This is a genomic window from Candidatus Magnetobacterium casense (genome assembly GCF_019173545.1).
In the GTDB taxonomy this organism is placed as follows: Bacteria; Nitrospirota; Thermodesulfovibrionia; order Thermodesulfovibrionales; family Magnetobacteriaceae; genus Magnetobacterium; species Magnetobacterium cryptolimnobacter.
The window spans coordinates 1-12,067 of record NZ_JABXWD010000077.1 but is presented as its reverse complement, the minus strand read 5'-3'; the positions used below and the strand labels follow the sequence as shown (position 1 = coordinate 12,067).

Below are 12,067 nucleotides of genomic sequence, written 5' to 3'. Positions count from 1 at the left end.
TAGGATAAGCAGACAATTCAAAATGCCGGCCTTATCTGATATCATCAGAAGTAAGACAGAAGGATTGTCACCAGGGTAAAAAAGTGTTTACCATGAAATTTAAAGAGGACACCAAGAGAGCATAACTCTGAGTACTAATGGAACTTTCTTTGACCAAACTGTTATGATATACACAGTATAATTTATATGAAACATATTCTTGAGAAAAGAGAGAGTGTTTGTCACAATGTATTATCCGGAACTGGAACAATTTAAGGAACTCTCAGGCAGAGGTAACCTGATACCGGTGTACAAGGAGATACTGGCCGATATGGAGACGCCGGTATCTGCGTACATGAAGATAAACGGACGGGACTCGTTCCTGTTTGAGAGCGTTGAGGGCGGTGAGAAATGGGCACGGTATTCTTTCATAGCTGGGGTGCCCATGAAGGTCATCAAGGGCTGGGGCAACGATATGGAAATCACCCGACACCAACAGCCTCCGGTGCATATGAGGGTCGATGACCCGCTGAATGTCCTCAAACAAGAGATGGCTCCATACAAGGTCGTTGAGGTTCCGGGTCTACCACGCTTCTTTGGTGGACTGGTGGGATATATCGGTTACGAAAGCGTTAGATTCTTTGAGAAGGTCACGCCCACCGACAAACCTTCGCTCGGACTGCCGGATATGTACATGATGAAAATGGAGACACTGCTGATCTTTGATCACCTCAAGCATGTCATCAAGGTTGTTGCCAACGCCTTCATAGATGACAACACGACTGCCGAAGAGGTCTACGCCGATGCGGTGGCAAAGATAGAGTCCATGATCAGTCTGTTGAAAAAGCCACGTAAAGAAGACAGCCTTGACGTAGGCAAAGACAACTCCACGACGCACTATACGTCTTCATTCTATAAACCGGAAGACTTCATGGATGTCGTTGACAGGGCCAAGGAGTATATCAGGGCCGGAGATGCCTTCCAGATCGTACTCTCCCAGCGATTTGAGACCTCCGCCGCTGTTGACCCCTTTACGATATACCGGAAACTCAGGGTGATAAACCCCTCCCCCTACATGTTCTATATGAATCTGGACGGCTGTAAGGTTGTCGGCTCTTCTCCGGAGATATTGGTCAAACTGGAGTCAGACCGTATCATTCTCCGCCCCATTGCCGGGACCAGAAAACGAGGCTCAACCGACGCCGAAGACATCGCCCTTGAGAAGGAACTGCTGGCCGACCCCAAGGAACGAGCCGAACACATCATGCTCGTTGATCTTGGCCGAAACGACGTCGGCAGGGTAGCCCGTACCGGTTCCGTGGAGGTGACTAAGTTGATGACCATTGAACGTTACAGTCATGTCATGCACATCGTATCCAACGTCGAGGGCGTCTTAAAGGATGACCATGACGCTTTTGATGTCCTGCGGGCGTGTTTTCCTGCCGGTACGGTCTCAGGTGCCCCAAAGGTCAGGGCAATGGAGATCATAGACGAGCTTGAGCCGGTGGCACGGGGGCTGTATGCCGGATCGGTGGGGTACTTCAGCTTCACCGGGGATATGGATATGTGCATCACCATCAGGACGATATTGGCCATAGATGGTAAGATATACGTGCAGGCGGGGGCCGGCATCGTTGCCGACTCGGTGCCGGAGATGGAACACAATGAGTGCGTGAACAAGGCAATGGGAATGTTCAAGGCAGTGATAATGGCCAAGAACGGTTTGGAGTAACGGATATGCTTTTGATGATCGACAACTATGATTCCTTTACATATAACCTGGTACAATATCTCGGTGAGCTTGGTCAGGAGATTAAGGTCTGTCGCAACGACAGTGTCAGCGTGACGGAGATTGAAGCGATGCAGCCGCAATACATAGTGATATCGCCCGGACCATGCACCCCCAATGAGGCCGGCATATCGATTGATGTTATCAGACACTTTGCCGGCAGGGTACCGATACTTGGCGTCTGTCTTGGGCATCAGGCCATCGGGGCGGCATATGGCGGTCTTATCGTCAGGGCCGACAGACTCATGCACGGCAAGACGTCCATGATCCATCACGATGGCGTTGGCATCTTCAGTGGAGTGTCCAATCCATTTATCGCCACGAGGTATCATTCCCTGGTGATACGCCCTGATACCCTCCCCGCTGACTTTGTCCACTCTGCGTGGACGGATGATGGCGAAATAATGGCCATCCGCCATAAGAGTCATATAGTTGAGGGCGTGCAGTTTCACCCGGAGTCGATCTTAACCACCGAGGGCAAACGGATATTAAAGAACTTCCTCGACCTGTTCACAGTTGTAAAGGCAACATGAGTGCTATGCTTACAGAGTGTAAGGAAAAACTGTCTTATGACGACTACCTGCTCCTGGACGATGACCACAGGTATGAGTTAATAGGAGCAATACTGTCGATGTCTCCAGCTCCAAGTATCAACCATCAGGTTATATCAAAGAGATTGTTTATCCGGTTGAATCGTTTTGTTGAGGACAATGCCCTGGGGATGGTGTTATATGCCCCCGTAGACGTTGTGCTCAGTGATGAGGACATTGTTGAGCCTGATATATTGTTTATATCGCGGTTGAACCTGCACAGAGTACAATACAGCGGTGTCTTTGGTCCTCCTGATGTGATTGTAGAGATTCTTTCGGCATCGTCACAGTACAGGGACGTGCATCAAAAGCGACAACTATACCAGCGTCACAAGGTCATGGAGTACTGGATAGTCGATCCCTTCAGCAGATATGTTGAGGTGTTGGCATTAAGCGAGGATGGTGAGCTTGTCTGTCATTGTCGGGGTGGCAATGTGGTCAGTTCAAGAGAGCTAAAGGGGTTAGAGGTAGACGTGGATGATATATTCAGAGATTTGCGATGATAATTGGACTAACCAATCTAAAGAACTTCCTCGAACTGCCCCGGGTTGTAACGGCAAAATAAGTGTTATGCTTGCAGAGTGTAATGAAAAACTTAGAAGAGATAAAAAGCACTATCAGACTACATAAGGAAGAACTTGTCAATAAATACAAGGTGAGAGAGATAGGAATATTTGGCTCTTATGCAAGGGCAGAACAAACAAGGAGAAGTGACATTGATATCCTTGTTGAGTTTGACGAAGTGCCTGATCTGCTAAAGTTTATAGAGATTGAACGATACCTTCAGAAAATTCTAAGGAAAAAGGTTGATCTTGTCAGGAAAAGCGCTGTACGGCCTGAGTTAAGAGAACGTATACTTAATGAAACGGTGATAATATGAATAGAGACTCCAGCCTTTATATAAAAGACATACTTAATTGCATACAAAATATTGAAGACTTTATTGCCGAAATGAGTTATGATGAGTTTGCATCTGACATAAAAACATCAAGTGCAGTAATAAGGCAACTTGAAATAATTGGAGAGGCATCTAAAAACATACCGTCAGACATGAGACATCAATATGAGAATGTCCCCTGGAGCGATATGGCAAGGATGAGGGATAAACTTATCCATTTCTATTTTGGTGTTGATTATGAGATAGTTTGGAAGGTTATCAGGTTACAGTTACCTAAGATTAAAGAATCTTTTTCAAAACCACACTTATAACTCATGTTACGCAAAAACATAGTAGAAATATGGTAAAATATCCGAAGTGTTATCATAAATATTTTTTGGTTTAGAGGTAGACGTCGATGATATATTCAGAGATTTGCGATGGTAACGAGACGGCAATGTCTTCAGAGGTGCATAGAGGAGGTAGTCTGTGATTCGTGAGGCCATAGGGATGCTGGTGCAGGGGCTGAACCTCTCCACCGATGAAATGACCGAGTGTATGACGGAGATAATGGAGGGCAAGGCCACGGATGCGCAGATCGGGTCATTTTTGACGGCGTTGCGTCTGAAGGGCGAAAGCGTGGATGAGATAACCGCCGCTGCCGCCGTGATGAGACTAAAGGCGGTGCGTATCAAAGCCCCGGAAAACGTCCTTGACACCTGTGGCACGGGCGGGGACCTGGCACACACGTTTAATATATCGACAACTGCGGCCATTGTGCTTGCCGCCTGCGGGGTGCCAATAGCCAAGCACGGCAATCGTTCGGTGTCCAGCCGCTCTGGTAGTGCCGATGTCCTTGAGGCATTGGGCATAAAGATAGACCTGCCTGCCGACAAGGTTGAGCGATGTTTGTTTGAGACGGGATTTGGGTTTTTGTTTGCGCCCATGTTTCATCCTGCCATGCGTTATGCCGTAAATCCACGCCGTGAGATCGGGGTACGGACGATATTTAACATCCTCGGTCCACTGACCAATCCAGCCGGAGCAAGGCGTCAAATACTGGGTGTGTTTTCGCCTGCGCTGACCGAACCGTTGGCCATGGTCCTGGGCAATCTGGGGGCGGAGGATGCCATGGTCTGTCACGGACAGGACGGCCTCGATGAGATAACCATCACCGATGGCACCAAGATCACCAGATATCGCGACGGTAAGGTAGAAAACATGTACCTCTGCCCAGAGGACTTTGGCTTTAAGCGCGGGCGTCTCGAGGACATAGCCGGCGCAGACAAGGACGACAACGCACGCCACACTCTCGATGTCCTAAGCGGATACATGGGAACCAAACGCAATATCGTTGTGATCAACGCCGCAGCCGGACTGATGGTCTCAGACCTGGGGATTGGCATCGAGGCTGCCGTTGACATGGTGCAGGAGTGCATAGAGTCAGGTCGTGCAATGAAAAAACTACAGGAGATACAAAAGGTCAGCAATGCCCTGTAGTGGCCCCCTCCCTTTTATTCCCTCCCACAAGGTGAGGGAGATTGGAATCGGCATTGTCCACAGAGCGTAGGACATCTGCATTGCGTGCAGGGGTGATCGGGGTGGGGTATTTTGGACGTCACCACTGCCGTATTTTAGCCGGGCTGGATGGCGTTGTGCTCAGTGCCATCTCCGATACGAACCGGCAGGCACTGGAAGACGCCCTGCGCAACCATGCCGGTGACCACTCACCTCTGAGCACAAACACGGATTACCGTCAGATACTGCCCTTGGTGGATGCCGTAGTGATCGCCACACCAACCGCCACGCACTGTCCCATAGCGTTGGAATGCCTAAGGGCCGGAAAGCACGTCTTCATAGAAAAACCTATCTCCTCTACACTACAGGAAGCAGACGCCATCATACAAGAGGCGCACAGCAGGGGACTCATCACGCAGGTAGGACACGTGGAGAGATACAATCCGGCGTTTCTGAGGGCACAGTCGTTGATTGATGTTGCGTTGTGTATCGAAACGGAGAGGTGTTCACCGCTGATAGAAAGGGCGTTTAACATCGACGTGACCTTGGATTTGATGATCCACGACATAGACCTTGTGCTGTCCATAGCACGTTCAAAGGCAAGGTCGGTAAAGGCGGTGGGTGCACGTGTCCTGACGCAGAAGACGGACATGGCACGGGCATGGATCGAGTTTGACAGCGGCCTCAATGCCGTGCTGACAACCAGCAGACTTTATCCGCACAAGAAACGTACCCTGAAGGTCTTTCAGAGAGAGAATTCCCTGTCTGTGGACCTGCACAATATAACACTTACAAGGTACTTCAAGGACGGCACATCAATAGCGACCGAGGACATCGCTGTTGAAAGGTCTGAGCCGCTGCAGAGGGAGTTGATGGACTTTGTCAACTGCATCAGAGACAACAGACAACCTCCTGTCACTGCAGGGCAGGCACGTTATGCGTTGGAACTGACACTGTTGATCGATAATGTTATAAAGGAGAACAAGGCATACGAGAGTCTGATGATATGATACCAATGTTGGATTTACGCAAGGAATTTCTTGATATCGAACAAGAGGTGATACAGAGCGTTGTTGACATACTGGGCAGCAGTCGCTACATCCTGGGTCCGCACGTTGAGGAGTTTGAGAGGCAGTTGTCGGCCTACCATGGTGTGAGTTATGCCGCCGGGGTGGGTTCGGGTACGGGGGCGTTGTTTTTGAGCCTTGCATGTCTCTCTGTCGGCAAGGGCGATGAGGTCATAACGACACCTTTTACGTTTTTTGCCACAATTGAGAGCATTATCTATAACGGTGCAAAACCTGTATTTGTGGACATTGATGACAATACGCTCAACATCGATGTTAATAAGATTGAGAAAAAGATAACGAAAAAGACAAAGGCTATCCTGCCGGTGCACATATTTGGAGTGCCCTGTGACATGGAGGGGATAATGTCCCTTGCCAGGCAGTACAATCTTGGCATTGTGGAGGACTGTGCGCAGTCTTTTGGCTCTTCGATCAATGGTCAGTTGACGGGGAGTTTTGGAGATGCCGGGTGTTTTAGCTTTTATCCGAGCAAGAACCTCGGCTGCTATGGTGATGGCGGGGCAGTTACAACAAACGATCACCAGATGTATCAGCAAATACTTGCGCTGAGAAACCACGGTTCACATGGCAACTACGTACACGAGTGTCTGGGCTTTAACAGCAGGCTTGACGAAATACAGGCCGGCATCCTGCTGATTAAGTTAAAGAAGGTCGAGCAACAAAACCAATTGAGACGACAGAACGCACAGATTTATAATTCGCTGCTTGCGGGTCATCTTTGCTGCCCACATGTCCCCCAAGGATACGTCAGCAACTACCATCAGTACACGATACGCAGCCCACAGAGGGATAAGATAAGGGCCAAGCTCCAGCAGGAGGACATATCGTCGGTGGTGTACTATCCCATCCCGATGCACCTTCAGCGGGCGACCGAAAAGTACGGCTACAAACAGGGGGACTTCCCCATAGCGGAACGGGCGTGCCAAGAGGTGTTGTCTCTGCCCGTGTATCCCGGGATGCCGGAGGAAGACATACACAGGGTATGTGAGGTAATCCTGGGGTGTCTGTAGGATGTGAGCTAAGATGGGGTCAAGGGGGCTGGCTCCCTTGCAGGGGGGTAAAGGGGGGGCAGAGCCGCCACCTTTCAGGGGGTCAGGGGACGGAGTCCCCATTCTTTTCTTCTTTTCTTATAATGCAACAAGGGTAATGCCGACGAGGATAATGATAATCGCCGGGGAGGCATCCGGCGAACTGTACGGTACGCTGCTTGCGAGGCAATTGAAGCAGCGATGGCCGAATGTCAACCTCATAGGCATAGGCGGCAAGGGTATGGAGGAGGCCGGGGTTGAGCTTGTAGGTTACATAACGGGGGCATTTGGGCTTATCGAGGCGGCATCGACACTTGTGGCACTGAGGCGCATGTATAAAAAGATCACCGGCCTGTTTAAGACGCTGAGGGTGGATGTGCTGGTGTTGATCGATTTTCCGGACTTCAATCTCAGGGTGGCCAGGAGCGCCAAAAAACACGGGATAAAGGTGTTGTACTACGTAAGCCCGCAAGTATGGGCGTGGAGGCGCGGGCGGATCAAGACCATCGGACGTCTGACGGACAGGATAGCCGTGCTGTTGCCCTTTGAACCGGCGGTGTACGCACAGCATGGCATAGAGTGTGAGTTCGTGGGCCATCCGGTAATTGAGGAGATAACGGGACATCCCATTGACAGGGATGCGTTGTTGGCGGGTTTTTCGCTCAATCCGCAGGCGCCTGTTGTGGCGCTCCTGCCCGGGAGCAGGCACAGTGAGGTGGACAGGCATCTGCCAGTGATGGTTGAGGCTGTGAGGTTGTTGAAGGCAAGACATCCGGAGTTTCAGTATCTGATGCCGCTGGTGTCACATCTGGAGCGTAACCGATATGCCGGTAGTCTGGCCGAGTTGGAGTCCCTCGGTGTGGTCATTGTTGCCGACCGGGCGCTTGACGTCCTTGCCGTGAGCACGCTGGCGGTGGTAGCCTCGGGGACGGCGGCATTTCAGGCGGCCATTATTGGGGTGCCGATGGTGGTGATCTATCGGTTGTCGGCCTTTACCTACTATGCGGGGCGGATGCTCATACGGGTCAACTACATCAACCTCGTAAACCTGATCCACGATGCCGAAATAGTCAGAGAGTTGATCCAGGATGAGGCCACCCCGGAGATGATTGCCACCGAGGTAGAGCGGTTGTATCGGGACGATGAGGTACGCGCAAGGATGCTCAACGTCTTTGGCCGTCTGAGGGCCATGTATGAGCACAAGGACCCCACCAAACGGGTCGTCGAAATGATAACCGAAATGGTGAGGGAGTAAGTACATGGCCATGTGTTGGTTCTTTACCAAAGTAATCGCTACCCCGACATTTCTTAACAGAGGGGGGGAGGATTGTCATGCAATAAGAAGCTACCAACTAAGTTAAAATTACGGTGGCAATCTCAGAGCAAGTCTTCAATCTCCATGATGTCATTTGCCGTTATCAACGCATCCGTTATTGCATAGAGCCTCGACTCATCATCTTTCATTCTGATCTTAGGCATAAGGGATAAACCTCTTGCGCCAAATTTTCGCCTCAACAAAACCTCGATCATGCTGTGCATAGCTTCTAACCGGCCTTTCACCTGACCTTCTGTCAAGCCTTCCAGGCGGCCTTCCAAGCGGCCTTTCACCTGACCTTCTGTCAAACCTTCCAAGCGGCCATTCTCTATGCCCTTCTGCACTCCTTGCATGAACCTTATATCCGTTTCCAGGTCGTATACTATTGGCATTTTATCCACCTCCTCTATTATGATTTTTTGCATGTCTCTCAACTTTGAAAAGACCTCTACTTCCTTTATATACATCGACAGGTCTAGTCCTCCGATGACGTTTACCACTAACTCCTTTAATATCTCCCTCGCAAATGACCGCTCATCACGATCCCCTCTATTACACAATACGGAAAGAACTATCTCCTTAGGCACCCCTGAGTATAAAAACCGCTCGCAGGGGATATTTCTGATATCGATCAAATTGTATTCGTAATGAACGCCTGGCATGTCCAGGGCGTTGTTCATTGCCATCTTGTCCTTGCCTATGAAAACAACGTACTGCTTTATTATGACCTCGTGTACCGAATAGAGATGGACAAAGTACCGCAGCATCCTCTTTAACATCTTTGGATCATTGGTACTCTGAATCTCAGCATGTGCGATAAAGAACGGTTCATCACGGTTTTCCACCTTGATGACGAAATCCGCCTCACGCTCGTCTGTTAGTTGCGTTATGACGTTGAGCTTGCTTATCTTATCGGCCTTGATCCCCAAGACCTTTTCTATCAGGGGTTGCTCTATATCCTCAAGCAACTCCTTGATGATCTTGTCGTAAATCCCTGACCCTGTTGGTGTATCCATAGTCTTATTATACTATACGATGGCGAAAAACTGCTAAAAAAAATCCTTGACTATATCATCCGGCTATGTTAGAATTAAAGCAGCTAAATTCTTATCAATAAACCCTAACATTGATTGTAACTGTTTACAGGAAGCTATAAAATATGCGAAAGGAAAGCAATGTCCAAACTAAATGACCTTGTTGCCTGAGCGATGATGTTTTTGTATAATGCCTTGTATACGGGGGCGTTGTCTCTGTTGCTTCCCTTTGAGTATCTCAAGCGACCTGAATCGCTCAGAAAGCGGTGGCTGTCGCAGCGGTGCGGCAATCAGCCATCCGAGGGCTGGAAGTCCAAGGGTGCCCCTGTGGTTTGGCTGCACGCCGTGTCAGTGGGTGAGGTCATATCCGCCGTGCCGCTTGTCAATAAGATATTGCATGAACTCACCCCAAACGTTGTTGTCTCAACGGTCACCGATACCGGTCAGGCCGTGGCCAAACAGCGCCTTCAAGACAGCGTGAGGCTCATCTACATCCCCTTTGATCTGCCGTACACGGCCAGAGGGGCCGTTAAGAGTCTCAGGCCGGATATCTTTATTGCGATGGAGACCGAGCTGTGGCCGGGGGTCTTTCATACCATGCACGCACACAACACGCCTGTGGTAGTTCTCAATGGCCGCATCTCCTCCAACTCGTACAATGGGTACCGAAAGATAAGGTTCTTCATGAAAAACGTTCTGTCTATGGTGACCCTCTTTGGAATGCAGAACGAGGTCTACGCCCAACGAATCATAGATATTGGCGCCGATGAGAGTCGTGTAAAGGTCGTTGGCAACCTCAAGTACGACATCGAACCACCGACGGTTGTCCCTGCGTGGGCAGGGCAGTTGTCAGGGCCGGTGATTGTGGCCGGCTCCACGCACGAGGGCGAGGAGGAAATCGTACTGGCGGCCTTTAAGCGTCTCAGGGAGCAGTTTGCAGGGGTGGTGTTGATACTTGCCCCGCGACACCCGCAGCGTTTTGACGAGGCGGAGCGGTTGATTAAACGTGCTGGGCTGCGCTGTTTGCGGCGAAGCATGTTTACTGGTGAGTTGCCTCAATCGGACGTGATACTGCTAGATAGCGTCGGGGAGTTGGCTGCGGTCTACGGGGCAGGGCAGGTCGCCGTCATGGGCGGCAGTTTTGCGCCAAAGGGCGGACACAATCTCCTGGAACCGGCCTCGTGGGGGGTGCCGATCGTCTGCGGCCCGCACATGGACAACTTCCCCATGACAGGGGAATTCATCCAGCAGGGCGCCGCCATTAGCGTGACTGCCGACAGCCTCCGTGACACTCTGGCAATGTTGCTTGCTGATAGCGCATTGCGTCAACGCATGGGGACTGTGGCCAGGGACTTGTACACAAGGAACTCCGGCGCCCTGGCACGGTGCGTAAAGGAGATAGCGCAGGTGCTGGCGGCAGGGTGAACCCTTCGATGGAGATTGTCTGAACCAGGAGTAATCACTTTATATACTGATTCGGATTCGGGTTTTTTCGGGTATCAAAATTGCCTGCATACAAGAAAGAAAGGGGCGGCTCCGCTTCTTGTCGCTCCAGGTCGCACCTGGCCCCCTTCAGAACCCCCCGCAAGGGGAGGGGCGAGGCGCCCCGGCCACGAAGAAGTCCCCTTGACCCCATTATTTCACGCTCAAATATCATGCCTGAAAAAACCTGTGTCATTTCAGTATAATCACTTAATCCGTCAACTCGTGGTTCAGGCATTGATTTAGTCCGTTAAACCATAATTGCTGTTTTCATCTGATATCCCACCGTTCCGGCACGGTTGCAACGATTTTGCCAGAGGGAAAGCCTGCGCCGTTAAGCAGCCAGGTTACGAGTACTCCAGTGTCAGATTATCTTAAATTTAATAGTCGGATAAGTTCCAGTGAAGTAAACTTCACACATTAGATACCTGCCCGGACCTCTAAGAATACATCTTACACCGCATTTTACAACGTTTTACGTCAGGGTGCTCATATGGCAGTGTCATAAAACATGTGAAGTAAAATTCACTGGATTTTTTTGTTTTAAGTAGTCTATCATTAAATTGGTGTTCATAGCTATCGGTGTGAGCATCAGCAGGTATAATCTGCATATATTATTAGTTATAAGGAGTTGGAGGACATTATGGCAATGGAAACTGAAGAGATAGGTTTTTGGAATCGGTTAAGAAAAAAGGCTTTGTATCTTGCCCCATTTAGCGAGATAATGATAGGCATACTTGGTGTTTTGCTTACCGTCTTGAGCATTATAATAGCCATAGAAATTTATGAATATCAAAAAAAACAAGACACGTTAAATTCAGATTTATCTTCAATAGTATCCGTGAACAGTATCTTGAGTTTACTAAAGGATAAAGAAATAAATTGCAAAACAGGCAGTTTCGATTTGGATATTATAACTATTGCAGAAAGAGCTATGGAGAAATATATAAAAAATGATGATGCATACAAGCAATTTATACGTAATAAGTATATTCAACCATGTTATATGAATGGTATGAGCGAAGGATTCCAAGACCCACGATCAGCTGAATTAAATCAAAGTTTACTTAAAGCGGCAGAGAAATCTTATAACGATAAGCACTATTCAAGTTCAGCGTTTTACTATAAGCTTGCTCTTATTCAGGTACACGGAGAAGGATTCCCCAACCAACCTAAGTTGAAAGATGCTGAAGACAAGATAGAAACAAATCCAAAGAAAGCAAGTGAGCTATTTGAAGAATCTTACAATAAAGTTAAAATGTATCTTCTTTATATTTCATGGTAACTATACTTTTACGTATACTGGATTCCTGGTCAAGCAAGAAATGACACACTTAGAAAACGGCTGTAATTGTCATTCCTGCGAA

12 protein-coding genes are annotated in these 12,067 nt (G+C 49.1%); 11 read left to right on the top strand and 1 reads right to left on the bottom strand.

Annotated features, from left to right (window positions below; translation table 11 throughout):
- Positions 1 to 226 precede the first annotated feature (226 nt).
- The 9 genes from trpE to lpxB all read left to right on the top strand — a co-directional run bounded on the left by trpE (position 227) and on the right by lpxB (position 8,124).
- Positions 227 to 1,711, top strand: coding sequence for an anthranilate synthase component I (gene trpE, locus HWQ67_RS06135; protein ID WP_218251789.1), 1,485 nt, complete (start codon positions 227 to 229; stop codon positions 1,709 to 1,711).
- A 5-nt stretch (positions 1,712 to 1,716) separates the two neighbouring features.
- A complete protein-coding gene (locus tag HWQ67_RS06130) occupies positions 1,717 to 2,301 on the top strand; it encodes an anthranilate synthase component II (RefSeq protein WP_218251787.1) in 585 nt (194 codons plus the stop codon).
- Between the two features lie 5 nt (positions 2,302 to 2,306).
- Complete coding sequence (locus tag HWQ67_RS06125) at positions 2,307 to 2,861, top strand: Uma2 family endonuclease (protein WP_218251786.1); 555 nt, start codon at positions 2,307 to 2,309, stop codon at positions 2,859 to 2,861.
- Between the two features lie 83 nt (positions 2,862 to 2,944).
- Positions 2,945 to 3,238 (top strand): nucleotidyltransferase family protein, encoded by a 294-nt coding sequence (locus tag HWQ67_RS06120; RefSeq protein ID WP_218251784.1) that lies wholly within the window; start codon positions 2,945 to 2,947, stop codon positions 3,236 to 3,238.
- The gene (locus HWQ67_RS06115) at positions 3,235 to 3,567 is read left to right on the top strand and encodes a HepT-like ribonuclease domain-containing protein (RefSeq protein WP_218251783.1); all 333 of its coding nucleotides are present in this window, start codon (positions 3,235 to 3,237) and stop codon (positions 3,565 to 3,567) included. Before HWQ67_RS06120 ends, HWQ67_RS06115 begins: the two co-directional genes overlap by 4 nt.
- Before the next feature lie 157 nt (positions 3,568 to 3,724).
- Positions 3,725 to 4,735 (top strand): anthranilate phosphoribosyltransferase, encoded by a 1,011-nt coding sequence (gene trpD, locus HWQ67_RS06110; RefSeq protein ID WP_320414553.1) that lies wholly within the window; start codon positions 3,725 to 3,727, stop codon positions 4,733 to 4,735.
- Between the two features lie 41 nt (positions 4,736 to 4,776).
- A complete protein-coding gene (locus HWQ67_RS06105; RefSeq protein WP_218251782.1) occupies positions 4,777 to 5,763 on the top strand; it encodes a Gfo/Idh/MocA family protein in 987 nt (328 codons plus the stop codon).
- Between the two features lie 5 nt (positions 5,764 to 5,768).
- Positions 5,769 to 6,851: a DegT/DnrJ/EryC1/StrS family aminotransferase gene (locus tag HWQ67_RS06100; protein WP_218251781.1), complete on the top strand. Its 1,083-nt coding sequence runs from the start codon at positions 5,769 to 5,771 to the stop codon at positions 6,849 to 6,851.
- 136 nt (positions 6,852 to 6,987) lie between these two features.
- A complete protein-coding gene (lpxB, locus tag HWQ67_RS06095) occupies positions 6,988 to 8,124 on the top strand; it encodes a lipid-A-disaccharide synthase (RefSeq protein WP_218251780.1) in 1,137 nt (378 codons plus the stop codon).
- A 122-nt stretch (positions 8,125 to 8,246) separates the two neighbouring features.
- On the opposite strand, the gene HWQ67_RS06090 is transcribed toward lpxB, so the two are convergent.
- A complete protein-coding gene (locus HWQ67_RS06090) occupies positions 8,247 to 9,200 on the bottom strand; it encodes a hypothetical protein (RefSeq protein ID WP_218251779.1) in 954 nt (317 codons plus the stop codon).
- 192 nt (positions 9,201 to 9,392) lie between these two features.
- On the opposite strand from HWQ67_RS06090, the gene HWQ67_RS06085 reads away from it, so the two are divergent.
- Positions 9,393 to 10,643 carry a 3-deoxy-D-manno-octulosonic acid transferase gene (locus tag HWQ67_RS06085; RefSeq protein ID WP_218251778.1) on the top strand — a complete coding sequence of 417 codons (1,251 nt, stop codon included), beginning with the start codon at positions 9,393 to 9,395 and terminating at the stop codon, positions 10,641 to 10,643.
- Positions 10,644 to 11,343: 700 nt separating this feature from the next.
- The gene (locus HWQ67_RS06080; RefSeq protein ID WP_218251777.1) at positions 11,344 to 11,985 is read left to right on the top strand and encodes a hypothetical protein; all 642 of its coding nucleotides are present in this window, start codon (positions 11,344 to 11,346) and stop codon (positions 11,983 to 11,985) included.
- Positions 11,986 to 12,067: the final 82 nt, after the last annotated feature.